The organism is Pantoea sp. ICBG 828 (assembly GCF_002928355.1).
Classification (GTDB): domain Bacteria; phylum Pseudomonadota; class Gammaproteobacteria; order Enterobacterales; family Enterobacteriaceae; genus Pantoea; species Pantoea dispersa.
The window spans coordinates 360,975-375,794 of record NZ_POWN01000005.1; the positions used below are offsets into that span (position 1 = coordinate 360,975).

Annotated in this window: 13 protein-coding genes; 8 read left to right on the top strand and 5 right to left on the bottom strand. The window is 59.8% G+C overall.

The genetic code is table 11. The annotated features are described in order from the left end of the window. The first annotated feature begins 68 nt into the window (after positions 1–68). Both purM and purN read left to right on the top strand, forming a co-directional pair. Positions 69–1,109, top strand: a complete 1,041-nt coding sequence (gene purM, locus C1Y43_RS14555; RefSeq protein WP_021506588.1) for a phosphoribosylformylglycinamidine cyclo-ligase — start codon at positions 69–71, stop codon at positions 1,107–1,109. Continuing rightward, positions 1,106–1,744, top strand: a complete 639-nt coding sequence (gene purN / locus C1Y43_RS14560) for a phosphoribosylglycinamide formyltransferase (RefSeq protein WP_058758319.1) — start codon at positions 1,106–1,108, stop codon at positions 1,742–1,744. The genes purM and purN overlap by 4 nt, the downstream gene beginning before the upstream one ends. Before the next feature lie 84 nt (positions 1,745–1,828). On the opposite strand, the gene pstB is transcribed toward purN, so the two are convergent. The 3 genes from pstB to C1Y43_RS14575 are packed head-to-tail and all read right to left on the bottom strand — an operon-like array spanning position 1,829 to position 6,297. Next, positions 1,829–2,596: a phosphate ABC transporter ATP-binding protein PstB gene (pstB, locus tag C1Y43_RS14565; RefSeq protein WP_021506586.1), complete on the bottom strand. Its 768-nt coding sequence runs from the start codon at positions 2,594–2,596 to the stop codon at positions 1,829–1,831. A 12-nt stretch (positions 2,597–2,608) separates the two neighbouring features. Next, on the bottom strand, positions 2,609–4,207 hold the full coding sequence (gene pstA, locus C1Y43_RS14570) for a phosphate ABC transporter permease PstA (protein WP_104188655.1): 1,599 nt from the start codon (positions 4,205–4,207) through the stop codon (positions 2,609–2,611). Then, the gene (locus tag C1Y43_RS14575) at positions 4,204–6,297 is read right to left on the bottom strand and encodes an ABC transporter permease subunit (RefSeq protein WP_104188657.1); all 2,094 of its coding nucleotides are present in this window, start codon (positions 6,295–6,297) and stop codon (positions 4,204–4,206) included. Before C1Y43_RS14575 ends, pstA begins: the two co-directional genes overlap by 4 nt. Positions 6,298–6,480: 183 nt before the next feature. On the opposite strand from C1Y43_RS14575, the gene ppk1 reads away from it, so the two are divergent. The 6 genes from ppk1 to C1Y43_RS14605 all read left to right on the top strand — a co-directional run bounded on the left by ppk1 (position 6,481) and on the right by C1Y43_RS14605 (position 13,092). Further along, positions 6,481–8,541 (top strand): polyphosphate kinase 1, encoded by a 2,061-nt coding sequence (ppk1, locus tag C1Y43_RS14580; RefSeq protein ID WP_021506583.1) that lies wholly within the window; start codon positions 6,481–6,483, stop codon positions 8,539–8,541. A 5-nt stretch (positions 8,542–8,546) separates the two neighbouring features. Continuing rightward, positions 8,547–10,070: an exopolyphosphatase gene (gene ppx / locus C1Y43_RS14585; RefSeq protein WP_021506582.1), complete on the top strand. Its 1,524-nt coding sequence runs from the start codon at positions 8,547–8,549 to the stop codon at positions 10,068–10,070. Positions 10,071–10,097: 27 nt separating this feature from the next. Beyond that, positions 10,098–10,697, top strand: a complete 600-nt coding sequence (gene tehB, locus C1Y43_RS14590; RefSeq protein WP_104188658.1) for a tellurite resistance methyltransferase TehB — start codon at positions 10,098–10,100, stop codon at positions 10,695–10,697. Positions 10,698–11,118: 421 nt separating this feature from the next. Then, positions 11,119–11,304 (top strand): YfgG family protein, encoded by a 186-nt coding sequence (locus C1Y43_RS14595; protein ID WP_022548292.1) that lies wholly within the window; start codon positions 11,119–11,121, stop codon positions 11,302–11,304. Between the two features lie 124 nt (positions 11,305–11,428). Then, complete coding sequence (gene mgtE / locus C1Y43_RS14600) at positions 11,429–12,865, top strand: magnesium transporter (RefSeq protein WP_021506579.1); 1,437 nt, start codon at positions 11,429–11,431, stop codon at positions 12,863–12,865. A 47-nt stretch (positions 12,866–12,912) separates the two neighbouring features. Further along, the gene (locus tag C1Y43_RS14605; RefSeq protein ID WP_010617609.1) at positions 12,913–13,092 is read left to right on the top strand and encodes a hypothetical protein; all 180 of its coding nucleotides are present in this window, start codon (positions 12,913–12,915) and stop codon (positions 13,090–13,092) included. A gap of 54 nt (positions 13,093–13,146) precedes the next feature. On the opposite strand, the gene C1Y43_RS14610 is transcribed toward C1Y43_RS14605, so the two are convergent. Together C1Y43_RS14610 and C1Y43_RS14615 are read right to left on the bottom strand one after the other, a co-directional pair. Then, complete coding sequence (locus tag C1Y43_RS14610; RefSeq protein WP_104188660.1) at positions 13,147–13,923, bottom strand: DUF3750 domain-containing protein; 777 nt, start codon at positions 13,921–13,923, stop codon at positions 13,147–13,149. A 123-nt stretch (positions 13,924–14,046) separates the two neighbouring features. After that, positions 14,047–14,811 carry an SDR family NAD(P)-dependent oxidoreductase gene (locus C1Y43_RS14615; protein ID WP_021506577.1) on the bottom strand — a complete coding sequence of 255 codons (765 nt, stop codon included), beginning with the start codon at positions 14,809–14,811 and terminating at the stop codon, positions 14,047–14,049. Between the last annotated feature and the right edge of the window lie 9 nt (positions 14,812–14,820).

Here is a 14,820-nt window from a genome sequence, read left to right on the forward strand (position 1 = left end):
TTGCCTGCGCTGGTAGAATTGCCGCGCTTAATTTTTGCCACCAACCGCAATCGCGTGGGGATTCCGCAGTGACCGACAAAACCTCTCTCAGCTACAAAGACGCCGGTGTTGATATTGATGCTGGTAACGATCTGGTTGACCGTATTAAAGGCGTAGTAAAGAAAACCCGCCGCCCGGAAGTGATGGGTGGACTGGGTGGCTTTGGCGCGCTGTGTGCGCTGCCGCAGAAATACCGCGAGCCGGTGCTGGTCTCCGGAACTGATGGCGTCGGCACCAAGCTGCGTCTGGCGATGGATCTCAAACGCCACGACAGCATCGGCATCGATCTGGTCGCGATGTGCGTGAACGATCTGGTGGTACAGGGCGCTGAGCCGCTGTTCTTCCTCGACTATTACGCCACCGGCAAGCTGGATGTGGATACCGCCTCCGCGGTGATCACCGGTATCGCCGAAGGCTGTCTGCAGTCGGGCTGTGCGCTGGTCGGCGGTGAAACCGCTGAGATGCCGGGCATGTATCACGGCGAAGATTACGACGTGGCCGGTTTCTGCGTCGGCGTGGTGGAAAAGTCCGAGATCATCGACGGCAGCAAAGTGCAGGATGGCGACGTGCTGATCGCGCTGGGCTCCAGCGGTCCGCACTCTAACGGCTACTCGCTGGTGCGTAAAATTCTTGAAGTCAGCCAGACCGATCCCACCACTAAACAGCTGGAAGGCAAACCGCTGGCCGATCACCTGCTGGCGCCGACCCGCATCTACGTGAAAAATATCCTTAGCCTGATTGAGCAGGTGGACGTGCACGCCATTGCCCACCTGACCGGCGGCGGCTTCTGGGAAAACATTCCGCGCGTCCTGCCGGATAACACCCAGGCGGTGATTGACGAGAAAAGCTGGCAGTGGCCGGCGGTATTCAGCTGGCTGCAGCAGGCCGGTAACGTCAGCCGTCACGAGATGTACCGCACCTTTAACTGCGGCGTGGGCATGGTGATTGCGCTGAGCCCGGCCGATGCCGACAAAGCGGTACAGCTGATGACCGCGGCTGGCGAGCAGGCGTGGAAAATTGGCGTGATTAACGCGTCTGATGCCGAAGAGCGTGTGGTTATTAACCCATGAAGAAACTGGTTGTACTGATCTCCGGCAACGGCAGCAATCTTCAGTCCATCCTCGACGCCTGCGAGAGCGGGCGTATCAACGGCAGCGTGGCTGCCGTTTTCAGTAATAAAGCCTCGGCCTATGGTCTGACGCGTGCGCAGCAGGCCAGCGTGCCTGCTCACGCGCTGTCCGCGCAGGATTTCACCGATCGCGACGCCTTTGACCGCCAGCTGATGCAGCAGATCGACGCTTATGCGCCGGATCTGGTGGTGCTGGCCGGTTATATGCGCATTCTGAGCCCGGCGTTTGTCGCGCACTATCACGATCGTCTGCTGAATATTCATCCGTCGCTGCTGCCGAAATATCCCGGTTTGCATACGCATCGCCAGGCGCTGGCGAACGGGGACGCGGAACACGGGACGTCGGTGCATTTTGTGACTGATGAGCTGGACGGTGGACCGATCATTCTGCAGGCGCGCGTGCCGGTATTTGCTGACGATGACGAAGCTGAGATCAGCGCCCGCGTGCAGCATCAGGAGCACGCGATTTATCCGCTGGTGATCAGCTGGTTTGTCGAAGGACGCTTGCAGATGCGCGCGGGCAAAGCGTGGTTAGATGGCGAACCGTTGCCGCCGGAAGGTTATGCGCACGATTAGTTGACCAGGTGCGCATGAATGCGCACCCTACGGGGCATCTCGTGAGATCGCCATTCACGGCGACCACGTGAACAACGCCCCTCTCTACCCAAACCGGCCGGTAATATAATCCTCGGTGCGCCGCGCCTGCGGTGCGGTGAAAATCCGGTCGGTTTCATCAAACTCCACCAGCTGCCCGTTATGCATAAACGCGGTGTAATCGGATACGCGCGCTGCCTGCTGCATGTTGTGCGTCACCAGCACCAGCGTGAAATGCTGCTTCAGCGTGGTCATCAACTCTTCAATCACCAGCGTCGAGATCGGATCCAGCGCCGAGGTGGGTTCATCCAGCAGCAGCACTTCCGGCTCGATGGCGATGGCGCGCGCAATCACCAGCCGCTGCTGCTGACCGCTCGACAGCGTCAGCGCATTCTGCCCCAGCTGATCTTTCACTTCGCCCCACAGCGCCGCCGCCCGCAGCGCGCGCTCGCAGGCCTCATTCAGCACGCGACGATCGCGCACGCCCTGCAAACGCAGACCGTAAACCACATTCTCATAGATCGACTTGGGGAACGGATTCGGGCGCTGGAACACCATGCCGATGCGCCGCCGCAGCGCCGGCAGGTCCTGGTTCGCCTGCATCACCGCGTGGCTATCGAGCAGAATCTCACCTTCGATGCGGCAGCCATCAATGACGTCGTTCATGCGATTGAAGCAGCGCAACAGCGTCGATTTACCACAGCCGGAGGGCCCAATCAGCGCCGTGATGCGATGCTTCGGGATCTGCAAATCAATGTTATTCAGCGCCTGGCGTTCGCCGTACCACAGCGACAGCTGATTAACGGTGAGCGCAATAGCGTAATCGGGCGTCATGTGTAAACCTTTTTAGTGCGTCATAAGCCGGTAGCGCTCGCGCAGCCGATGGCGCAGCACCATCGCCAGCAGGTTAAGCGACAGAATGATCGCCACCAGCAGCAGTGCCGTGGCATACACCAGCGGTCGATCGGCGTCGATGTTCGGGCTCTGGAAGGCCAGATCGTAAATCTGAAAACCGAGATGCATAAATTTACGGTCAAGATGCAGGTAAGGAAACACCGCATCGACCGGCAGCTCCGGCACCATTTTGACCACGCCCACCAGCATCAGCGGTGCGGTTTCGCCGGCGGCGCGCGCCACCGCCAGAATCAGGCCGGTGAGCATCGCCGGTACCGCCAGCGGCAGCACCACGCGCCACAGCGTTTCTGCCTGAGTCGCGCCCAGCGCCAGCGAGCCCTGACGCAGATTGTCCGGAATACGCGACAGCCCCTCTTCGGTGGCGACGATCACTACCGGCAGCGTCAGCAGCGCCAGCGTCAGCGCCGCCCACAGCAGGCCAGGCGTGCCGAAGGTAGGATTGGGCAGCGAGCGGGAGAAGAACAGCTGATCGAGGGTGCCGCCAATCAGCCAGACAAAAAAGCCGAGGCCAAACACGCCATACACAATCGACGGCACGCCCGCCAGATTCACCACCGCAATGCGCACCAGCCGGGTGAGCGCGTTACGCCCGGCGTATTCGTGCAGCCAGACGGCGGCCACCACGCCCAGCGGCATGACAATCACCGACATCAGCAGCACCATCAAAACAGTGCCGAAAATCGCCGGCAGCGCGCCATTTTCACTGCCGCCCGAGGTGGGCGAGTCACTGACAAACTGCCAGATCTGACTGAGGAAATGTCCGATTTTCTGCCCGATGCTCAGGCTGTTTGGATACCAGGCAGCCACCACTTGCGCCAGCGGAATCAGATGATCGTCGCCCTGCACGTCGCGCAGTACCAGCGTATCGCGCTGGCTTTCATGCTGCAGATGCGCCAGCTGCTGCGCCAGCGCGCCGAAGCGTTTATGCAGCGCCGCGCTGTTGGCATCCAGTTCTGACTGATCCTGCAGGCTGAAGTACCCCCCGCGCCGCTGCTCGTCAGCCTGTTGTTGCAGACTCTCCAGCTGGGCGTTAAGGCGCGCCATTTCAATACGCCGGATGTTGCTCGCCTGGCGCAGCTGCTCATGCACCTGCTTCAGCCGCTGCTGCAGCAGTGCATCGCGGTCGCGCGCGGTCAGCACCTCGTTGTCTTCACGCAGCTCCACCAGCCAGCCGTAGGCATTGCCGCCACTGCGTCGCTGTAGCACCAGCGCCTCTGCCGGGCGTCGGGTTTGCGCTTCGCCCTGACTAACGATGACGCGGAAATCCGGCGCGGCAAAATCGCGGTTACCGGTTTTCACTACGTAGCGCCAGCGATCGCCCTGCTGCTGGCGATCCAGCGTTTCACCCAGCACCATCAGCGGTGCCCCCTGCGGCGGCTGGAACTGATACTGATCGACCGGCTGCGGCCAGAACGCCCTGACGCCCTGCCAGCCCAGCAGGCCGATTAATAAGGTAAATGCCAGCAGGCAGACGGCGACCGCACCGGCAGTCAGCCAGCGCCAGCGATCGTTTTGACGCAGCGCGCTCATGCCTGCCCCTCATGCTGACTGTAGCGCTGGCGCAGCCGCTGACGAATCAGTTCCGCCACGGTGTTGATCGCCAGCGTGAATATCAGCAGCAGCAACGCACTGAGAAACAGGATGCGATAATGGGCGCTGCCCGCCGCGGCTTCCGGCATTTCAATGGCGATATTGGCCGACAGCGCGCGCAGCCCGGCAAACAGTCCGCCTTCGCTCACCGGCGTGTTGCCGGTGGCCATCAGCACAATCATGGTTTCCCCTACCGCACGGCCAAAGCCGATCATCAGTGCAGCAAAAATGCCTGCCGACGCGCCCGGCAGCACCACGCGCGTCAGGGTTTGCCACGGTGTCGCACCCAGCGCCAGCGAGCCCTGCCCCAGCGCCACCGGCACGCTAAACAGCGCATCTTCCGCCAGGGTAAAGATCAGCGGCACCAGCGCAAAGCCCATCGCCAGCGCCGCCACCAGCAGATTACGCTGCTCATAGTGCGCCAGCTGTTCGCCCATCTGCGGCCACCACAGTGTCGGCAGCCACAGCGTCAGTAACGTCACCAGTAACAGCAGCGGCATCAGCAGCAGCACTTCAAAACCGGGCCGCCGCCAGCGCGCCGGCAAACGCGGACTGAGCATGCCGCATACCAGCAACGTGGCGGCCAGTACCAGCGGCAGCAGCATCACGCCGGGCAGTGCACGGCTGATGTGCGGCGCCAGCCACACGCCAGCGATCAGGCCAATCACCACGCTCGGCAGCGCGCCCATCATTTCAATGCCCGGCTTGACCCAGCGGCGCAGGCCCGGCGACATAAACCATGCGGTATACATTGCCGCCGCCAGCGCCAGCGGCGTGGCAAACAGCAGCGCCAGCGAAGCCGCTTTCAGCGTGCCGATCACCAGCGGCATCAGGCTGAATTTGGCCTGATAGCTGTCGCCAGCGGCGGTGGACTGCCATACCCAGTCCGGCTGCGGATAGTTTTCATACCAGATTTTCTGCCACAGATTGCGCCAGCTGAAATCGGGCCACGGATTATCCAGCGCGAACTGCTGCCACTGTCCGGCACGTTCGACGATCAGGCTATCGCCGCGCGGAGACAGCGCCAGCGCGCTGATGCCCGCGGCCAGCTGACGCGTGACGATCGGGCCCGCCTGCTTGCTGGCGAACAGGCGCACAACGCCCTGCGCGTCAAAGCTGGCAAAAACGCGCCGTTGCACCTCAGGCACGATGCCGAGCGCACCCGCGCTGTGCGTGAAGGTGTGAATCTGCTGCAGCCGTGGCCCGTGGTCGCCGGTGATGGCAAACCATTGCTGGATGCCGCGCGCATCCTGAATCAGTAAGCTGCGCCCGCCCGCCAGCAGTTGCAGGCTGCGCGGTTGCTGAGTCAGCGTCTGGGTTTCCCTCAGCTGCGCGCCCTGCGGCGTGATCTGCCATACACGCAACAGCCGTCCGGCGCTGGCGTACAGCAGCGTTCCGTCCGGCGACAGCAGCAGATGGTCGGCCGGTTCACCGGGCAGCACAATCTGATCGACGGTTTTCTGGCCGGCAAAGGTCAGCAGGCTGATACCGGCCGGCGTTTGCGCGGCGATGCGCCACTGGTGATCGCCCGGCACTGCCAGCGCCATCTGGCTGACCGCGCCCTGCGGCAGATGCAGCGGCCGATCGCCCAGCGGGAAATACCATTCACCGTGCTGGCCGTGGATGAGCGGTTGCATCAGCAACAGATCGCCCTGCATATTGAGCAATACGCTGCTGCCGTTGCTGCTGGTCACCGCCGCCTGCGGCTGGCCGTTCAGCGCCAGCGCGTCGCCCGCTGGCTGGCCGTCAAGCGGAATAAAGCGCGCTTCGTTGCGGCTGATGCGCCAGCCGAGCTGGCCTTCGCTGCCCAGCGCCAGCGCCGGGGCTTTGTCCCACAGCTGCTGACTGAGCGTCGGCTGCATGCCCGGCGCGCTGAACAGCGGCATCACCACCCAGATCAGCCAGAAGAACAGCAGCAGCATCAGCAGTAAAATTCCCACACCGCAGGCCGTGACGATGCGGCGCACGAACTGATCGATGGCGCGTCGACGACGGTCACTAAAGTGGACAGGAATACGATTTATGCTCATGCAGGCCAGAGTTACCCTTGAAGTTATGCCGCTATGTTGCCCGTAGCTGATTGATAAGACAACTGTTGAGGTTGGACAAGGCTGCCATACTCTCGCCATAATGGTGGAGGACACTGAGCGGAACCGCAATTTTGCGTTTATTCCGCCGGACATTCCGTCCAGCAACAGCATCACGGAGTCAGAATGGGTCAGGAAAAGCTGTATATAGAAAAAGAACTAAGCTGGTTAACCTTTAACGAACGCGTGCTGCAGGAAGCCGCTGATAAAAGCAATCCGCTCATTGAGCGCATGCGTTTTCTCGGCATCTATTCCAATAACCTGGAAGAGTTTTATAAAGTGCGCTTTGCCGATCTCAAGCGCCGCATTCTGATTGGCGAAGAACAGGGGACGCCCACCACCCTGCGCCATTTGCTGAAAAAGATTCAGCTGCGGGTACAGAAATCGGATCAGGAGTTCGATGCGCTGTATAACGACCTGCTGCTGGAGATGGCGCGCAACCAGATTTTCCTGATCAACGAGCGCCAGCTGTCACCCAATCAGCAGGAGTGGCTACGCTACTACTTTAAGCATCAGCTGCGCCAGCACGTCACGCCCATTCTGATCAACCACGACACCGACCTGATTGAGTTCCTGAAAGACGATTACACCTATCTGGCGGTGGAGATTATCCGCGGCGAAGAAATCCGTTACGCCCTGCTGGAGATCCCGTCCGATAAAGTGCCGCGCTTTGTGAATCTGCCGGCAGAATCGCCGCGCCGTCGCAAGCCAATGATTCTGCTGGATAACATTCTGCGCTACTGCCTTGATGAGATTTTTAAAGGCTTCTTTGATTACGACGCGCTGAACGCCTACTCAATGAAAATGACGCGCGACGCCGAGTACGACCTGGTCACGGAGATGGAATCCAGCCTACTGGAGCTGATGTCCTCCAGCCTGAAACAGCGCCTGACCGCTGAGCCGGTGCGCTTTGTCTATCAGCGCGATATGCCCGATGCGATGGTGGAAATGCTGCGCCATAAGCTATCGATCTCCAGCTACGACTCGATTGTGCCGGGCGGCCGTTATCATAACTTCAAAGATTTCATCGGCTTCCCGAACGTGGGCAAAGCCAATCTGGAAAATCGTCCGCTGCCGCAGATTCGTCATATCGGTTTTGACGGCTTCCGCAACGGCTTTGATGCCATCCGCAACCGTGATGTGCTGCTTTACTATCCGTACCACACCTTTGAGCACGTGCTGGAGCTGCTGCGTCAGGCGTCGTTTGACCCGAACGTGCTGGCCATCAAGATCAACATTTACCGCGTGGCCAAGAATTCGCGCATTATGGATGCGATGATCCACGCCGCCTACAACGGTAAAAAGGTCACGGTGGTGGTCGAGCTGCAGGCGCGCTTTGATGAAGAAGCCAACATTCGCTGGGCGAAGCGGCTGACCGAAGCGGGCGTGCATGTGATCTTCTCAGCGCCCGGCCTGAAGATTCACGCCAAGCTGTTCCTGATCTCCCGCCGCGAGGGCGAAGAAGTGGTGCGTTACGCCCACATCGGTACCGGCAACTTCAACGAAAAAACCGCGCGTATTTACACTGACTATTCGCTGCTGACCGCCGATGCGCGCATCACCAACGAAGTCCGGCGCGTATTTAACTTTATCGAAAACCCGTATCGCCCGGTAACGTTCGAACACCTGATGGTGTCGCCGCAAAACTCGCGCGCCATGCTGTATCAGCTGATTGATAACGAGATTGCCAACGCGCAGCAGGGCAATCCTTCCGGCATTACGCTGAAAATCAACAACCTGGTGGACAATGGTCTGGTGGATCGGCTGTATGCCGCCTCATCGGCCGGCGTGAAGATCAACCTGCTGGTGCGCGGCATGTGCTCGCTGATCCCCGATTTGCCGGGCATCAGTGAAAATATTCGCATCACCAGTATCGTTGACCGCTACCTTGAGCACGACCGCGTCTATATTTTTGAAAGCGGCGGCGATAAAAAAGTATTCCTGTCGTCGGCGGACTGGATGACGCGCAACATCGATTATCGTATCGAAGTGGCGGTATCGGTGCTCGATCCGCGCCTGAAACAGCGCATACTGGATATCATTGCCATTCTGTTAAGTGATACGGTAAAAGCCCGCATCGTAGACAAAGAATTGAGTAACCGTTATGTTCCGCGCGGCAATCGCAAGAAGGTGCGCTCGCAGCTGGCGATTTACGATTACATCAAGAAACTGGAACAACCCGAATAACGCCTATGCCAATCTCCCATAAAAGTACGCCGAAACCGCAGGAATTCGCCGCCATCGATCTCGGCTCGAACAGCTTCCACATGGTGATTGCCCGTGTGGTGGATGGTGCCATGCAGGTGCTGGGACGCCTGAAACAGCGCGTGCACCTCGCCGACGGGCTGGATGCGCAAAATCGCCTGAGCGAAGAGGCGATGGAGCGCGGGCTGAGCTGCCTGGCGCTATTTGCCGAGCGCCTGCAGGGGTTTAGTGCCGCCAACGTCACCATCGTCGGTACGCACACGCTGCGCATCGCGTCCAACGCGGAAGAGTTTCTGCAGCGCGCCGCGGAGGTCATCCCGTATCCGATTGAGGTGATTTCCGGCAATGAAGAAGCGCGCCTGATCTTTATGGGCGTTGAGCACACGCAGCCGGAGAAAGGCCGCAAGCTGGTGATTGATATCGGCGGCGGTTCAACCGAGCTGGTGATCGGCGAAGATTTTGAGCCGCAGCTGGTGGAGAGTCGCCGCATGGGCTGCGTCAGCTTCGCCAACCTCTACTTCCCGAAAGGCGAGATTAGCCAGGAGAATTTCCGCCGCGCCCGGCTGGCCGCCGCGCAAAAGCTGGAAACGCTGGCGTGGCAGTATCGTCTGCAGGGCTGGCAGTATGCGCTGGGCGCGTCCGGCAGTATCAAAGCGGCCTGTGAAGTGCTGCTGGCGATGGGCGAGAAAGAGAAGCGCGTGACGCCGGAAAACCTCGACATGCTGGTGAGCGAAGTGCTGAAGCACAAATCCTTTGCTGCCCTGAGCCTGCCCGGGCTGTCGGACGAGCGCAAGGCAGTGTTTGTACCGGGGCTGGCGATTCTGTGTGGCGTGTTTGACGCGCTGGCCATTCGCGAGCTGCGCCTGTCGGATGGCGCGCTGCGTGAAGGCGTGCTGTATGAGATGGAGGGCCGCTTCCGTCATCAGGATATCCGCAGCCGTACCGCGCAGAGCCTGGCAAATCATTACGCCATCGACAGCGACCAGGCACGCCGCGTGCTGGAAACCACCGAACAGCTATACAGCCAGTGGCTGGAGCAGAACCCGAAGCTGGCCAATCCCCAGCTGACGGCGCTGATGAAGTGGGCAGCACTGCTGCACGAAGTCGGGCTGACCATCAACCACAGCGGTATGCAGCGCCATTCGGCCTACATCCTGCAGAACTCCAATATGCCGGGCTTTAATCAGGATCAACAGATGCTGCTGGCCACGCTGGTACGCTTCCACCGTAAAGCGGTGAAGCAGGATGAGATGCCGCGTTTCACCTTGTTTAAAAAGAAACAGTTCCTGCCGATGATCTTCCTGCTGCGGCTCGGCACCCTGCTGAACAATCAGCGTCAGGCCACCACGCGCCCCGACACGCTGAAGCTGAGCACCGACGATGGTCACTGGACGCTGACCTTCCCGGCCGGTTTCCTCAGCCAGAACACGCTGGTTCAGCTGGATCTGGAGCGGGAGCAGGCTTACTGGAATGACGTCACCGGCTGGAAACTGATGCTGGAAGAGGAGTAAAGCGGGCTTCAGGCCCGCAATAGCACTATGACAACACGCCCCGATAACTATTTTGCGGAGAAATACGGCCTGACGCCGCCCCACTCCGAAGTGCTGGCCGCGCTGCCAAAACTGGCAGTGGGTAACGCGCTGGACCTCGGCTGCGGCCAGGGCCGCAACAGCCTGCTGCTTAATCAGCACGGTTTTGCGGTGACCGCCTGGGACAACAATCCGCAGAGTCTGGAACGCCTTAACAGCATCATCGCGGAAGAGCAGCTGCAGCAGATACATACCGAACAGTGCGACCTGAATCAGGTGCGCTTCAACGGTGATTATCAGTTTGTGTTTTCCACCGTGGTGATGATGTTCCTGCAGCCGACGACCATTCCGCAGCTGATCGCCGATATGCAGGCCAGCACGCGCAAGTACGGTTACAACCTGATTGTGGCGGCGATGAGCACCGACGATTATCCCAACACGCAAAACTTCCCGTTTACCTTTAAATCAGGCGAGCTGAGCCATTATTACCGTAACTGGCACATCGTGAAGTACAACGAAGAGGTCGGTGAACTGCATCGCCGCGATGAACACGGTCAGCGCATTAAGTATCGCTTCGCTACCCTGCTGGCGCAGAAAGCCAGCTACTGATGGCTGGCATCATGATGGTCCGGTCGCCATGAATGGCGACCCTACAACGGATTAGTGCGGTTGGTGAAAGTATGCGGGTTCTGGTCGTCATCAATGGCGTAATGCCGTTCGGTGACGAAAACGCAAGCCGCACCCTATCGTAGCGGCGCGATTCATCGCGCAATAAATTGCGCCGCTACGAAAAGTGCCTCTTTTTTGAATAAATTCAAAGGTTAACTGGCATGAGTCACATCATGCGGGTTTTGGTCGTCATAAATGTCGCCCCTGCAGAGTCGATGACGCACGCTTCGCCCGCCGGCTGATATCGATCAAAGCAACCTTAACCTTTTCTGCTCATTTTTCACGCAGCGGTTGACCTCCCGGTCGGGTTGTGACTAAATGTTGCCACCGCCCAGCCGGGCTTTGACAGGAACCACCCCGCGTGAATAGCGCCATCTCTGCACGAAGACGTCCCAAAACCGGTACCATGACCCGCATCGTTTTGCTGATCAGTTTCTTTATTTTGGTTGGCCGTCTGATTTTCATTATCCCCGGTGCCATCGAGCATCATCAGCAAAAGAAAGCCGCACCTGAACCGGTCACACTGAGCACCAGCGAGACGCGCTAAGGAATTTGCGGGTCATCGTCGCTCTGCCATCACATTGTCCGCCGCGGCAATGCTGCTTGTTACGCCCACTTTACCCGCAACGCGCTACACTTTGACCTGACTTTACAGACACAAAGGACGCGTTATGTCTGCTTCGCACGCACAACAACTATCAGAAACCCGCCAGCGAATTCTGCACCTTCTGCTCAGCGAGCACGATTTAGTCGATGTGCTGCTGGATAAATCCGTCGACCTCAACGCCGCCGAACTGCGCAAAATCACCGGCTGGCGTCAGCAGCTGGAGCATGAACTGCCGCAGCTGCACGCGGCCGACCTGGCGGACATTCTCGAAGCGCTGCCGGAAGAGGAGCGTCTGGCGCTATGGCGGCTGGTGCCCTACGAACAGCGCGGTCGCGTGCTGGTGGAGGCCTCCGAAACCGTGTGGGCCAGCCTGACGGAAGAGATGACCGACCGCGAAATCCTGCGCGCCATCGAGCCGCTGGATATTGACGATCAGGTCTATCTGGCGCGTTACCTGCCGCGCGATCTCACCGGCCGCCTGCTCACCACGCTCGACCCCAGCCTGCGCGCCCGACTGCTGGATGTGATTGAGCTGGATCGCGATCGCGTCGGCCAGGTGATGGACTTCAATATCCTGACCGTGCGCTCAGACGTGACGCTGGCGACGGTGCAACGCTTTCTGCGCAAGCGCAAAAGCATGCCGGACGGCACCGATAAAATCTTCATCACCGACGAACACAATCAGCTGCTAGGTGAACTGGCGCTGACCGATATCCTGCTCAACAAGCCTAAAACGCTGGTGGCTGAGGTGATGAACGCGCGCCCCACCACTTTCCAGCTGGATGACAAAGCGGAAGAGGCCGCCAGCGCCTTCGAACGCTATAACCTGATCTCTGCTGCGGTGACCGATGCCAAAGGCAAGCTGATTGGCCGTATCACCGTGGAAGATGTGATTGACCTGGTGAACGAAGAGAACGAAAGCAACATCCGTAAGATGGGCGGCATCAGCCAGGGCGAGGACGTGTTTGCACCGGTGCGCAAAGCGGTGAGAAAGCGCTGGACCTGGCTGGCAGTCAACCTGTGTACGGCGTTTATCGCCTCGCGCGTCATTGGCCTATTTGAGGACACCATTTCGCAGCTGGTGGCGCTGGCCACGCTGATGCCGATTGTCGCCGGCATTGGCGGTAACACCGGCAATCAGACCATCACCATGATCGTGCGCGCGCTGGCGCTGCATCAGGTTGAACCCGGCAACTTTTCGTTTCTGATTGCGCGCGAACTGGGCGTGGCGCTGCTTAACGGCCTGTTCTGGGGCGGCATCATGGGTGGCGTGACCTGGCTGATGTACGACAACCTGCAACTGGGCGGCGTGATGATGCTGGCGATGGTGCTGAATCTGCTGCTGGCGGCGCTGATGGGCGTGCTGATTCCGCTCATCATGACCAAACTCAAACGCGACCCGGCGGTCGGCTCCAGCGTGCTGATCACCGCCATCACCGATACCGGCGGCTTCTTTATCTTCCTCGGCCTGGCCACGCTGTTTCTGCTGCACGGCCACTAAAGCGCAGCTACAATCAGCGTTGATCCCTAATCAGCTGGAGAGCAGTGATGTTTAACGTGGATGATTTTGTGCAGGCGAAAACCGGTGGGCCAAAAATGCAGGTGCTGCGCGTTGCGGGCGATACGCTGTGGTGCGCCCGCGTTGACGATCCGATCAAAAAAGAGATCGAGGTGAAGGCCGACAGCGTCAATCTCTATCATGAAGACGGGGATTTCGGCGTGTGTTAACGGCTGCGAGCCCGCGCCGCCCGCGAACCGATGCTGTCGCGGCGCGGCGCTGTCTCAGGGCTTATCCTTCTGTAAATTATCCTGCCCCACCCCGCCGATAAACGGCAGCCGCAGACGCAGCGGGGTGAAATCCAGTCCCAGATTCAGTCCCAGCAGATTTACCTCCACGCCCTCTTCCGCACCCAGCGTGACGCCCAGTACGCCGAGCAGCGACAGCTGCACGCCGCGCCCGGATGGCGGCAGGCCAAGCGGATGCAGCAGCGAACGGAAATCCTTACCGATGGCATTGGCGGGCAAATCGAGCTTCAGCGCCGGCACTTCACGGCCAATGTGAGCGAGGAAGGTGTTGCTGTTGGGGCCCGGCCACGCATGATAGGTGTTGGGCCACGGATAGGATTGAATCGCCGCTTCAATCTGCGGGATCATCGCCTGCGCAGCCGTACCGCGATGTGACACCAGCAAACGCGGACGCGCACCGTACCAGTAGCCGTCCGGCAGATTGCTGTTGCGCCGCACTTTATCGCCGCTGCCCCAGCTGATCACCTCATAACGGTTGTAGCGGGTTTCTCCGGCGCGCTTAAAGATAATCCACGGATGCACGGCCACCGCACCTTTCCAGCCGTAGGTCGGCGCAGCATACACCTGCACAATTGCCTCACTGGCGAAGCGCTGCGGATCCGGTGCCAGCCCGGCCGAATCACGGCGCGCCGTCGCCCAGCCGCCGCGTTCGGTGGTGAACTCACCGCTACGCGTCGCCTGCGCCAGGCTGGCCGCCAGCGACAGTAACACCACACAGAGAAAAGAGAGTAAAACCGCTTTAACAGGCAACATGCATGGACATCCCGGTGGTGAAAAAACGCTCCCGCCATGATGCGCCGAAACGGCAGCGTCTGTATTCACCAACTATGCGGTGGACAAAATATGCGTTGCGGTGCCCGGTCAGCTGATTTTTCCTTAGTCAGGCAGGGCGATACCGCTGATATCGGCGCATATCGCCAGCAACTGCTGCTGCAGCCGTGGATTGCGCGCCTGCGGATTAGCCGCCAGCGCCTGACGGTGATAAAAGTACTCTCCGCTGACCCGTGCCTCATCAGCGGTGGCTAACCACACCTGGGTACGATGCGCCTGATCAAGATCGTCGGGTGCCCCGGCACCGCCCATTTTGGTCGGCACCCAGCCTGGCTCCAGCGCGTTGCTGTATACCTGCGGCCAGCGCCGGGCGATGGCAAACGCCAGTATGGCATCATGCAGTTTACTCTCAGCATAAGCCTGCGAAGCGTGCCAGCGCCGCCGCTGCCACAAAATATCATCCAGGTTAGCTTCGGCATGATGATGCATGCCGGAGCTGAGGTAAATCAGCCGCTGCGGCCGTTCAATCAGCGCGGTAAGAATATAGGGTGCCAGCGTGTTGATGGCGAACAGATGCGGCAGGCCATCTGCGGTTAACTGATAAGGCTCGCGATAGCCAACCGCCACGTTGTGGATCACCGCATCAAATCTGCCGAGCGCATTAACCTGCTGCGCCACACTGCGGGCGCCGGCGATGGTTATCACGTCGCCGCTGACCACGGCTTCAGCCTGCGGTAGCGCCTCCTGCGCGGCGCGGGCACGCGCGGCGTTGCGTCCGTGCAGCACCACCTGATGGCCCTGCTCAACCAGCAGTTCAGCCGCCATCAGCCCGAGGCCGGTGGATGAACCGGAAATAAAAATACGTGACATGGAAAACTC

Coding starts and splice junctions, on each gene's coding strand:
- C1Y43_RS14575 (WP_104188657.1), bottom strand. CDS start 6,297: ATGAGCATAAATCGTATTCCTGTCCACTTTAGTGACCGTCGTCGACGC.
- tehB (WP_104188658.1), top strand. CDS start 10,098: ATGACAACACGCCCCGATAACTATTTTGCGGAGAAATACGGCCTGACG.
- mgtE (WP_021506579.1), top strand. CDS start 11,429: ATGTCTGCTTCGCACGCACAACAACTATCAGAAACCCGCCAGCGAATT.
- ppx (WP_021506582.1), top strand. CDS start 8,547: ATGCCAATCTCCCATAAAAGTACGCCGAAACCGCAGGAATTCGCCGCC.
- ppk1 (WP_021506583.1), top strand. CDS start 6,481: ATGGGTCAGGAAAAGCTGTATATAGAAAAAGAACTAAGCTGGTTAACC.
- C1Y43_RS14605 (WP_010617609.1), top strand. CDS start 12,913: ATGTTTAACGTGGATGATTTTGTGCAGGCGAAAACCGGTGGGCCAAAA.
- purN (WP_058758319.1), top strand. CDS start 1,106: ATGAAGAAACTGGTTGTACTGATCTCCGGCAACGGCAGCAATCTTCAG.
- C1Y43_RS14610 (WP_104188660.1), bottom strand. CDS start 13,923: ATGTTGCCTGTTAAAGCGGTTTTACTCTCTTTTCTCTGTGTGGTGTTA.
- pstB (WP_021506586.1), bottom strand. CDS start 2,596: ATGACGCCCGATTACGCTATTGCGCTCACCGTTAATCAGCTGTCGCTG.
- pstA (WP_104188655.1), bottom strand. CDS start 4,207: ATGAGCGCGCTGCGTCAAAACGATCGCTGGCGCTGGCTGACTGCCGGT.
- C1Y43_RS14615 (WP_021506577.1), bottom strand. CDS start 14,811: ATGTCACGTATTTTTATTTCCGGTTCATCCACCGGCCTCGGGCTGATG.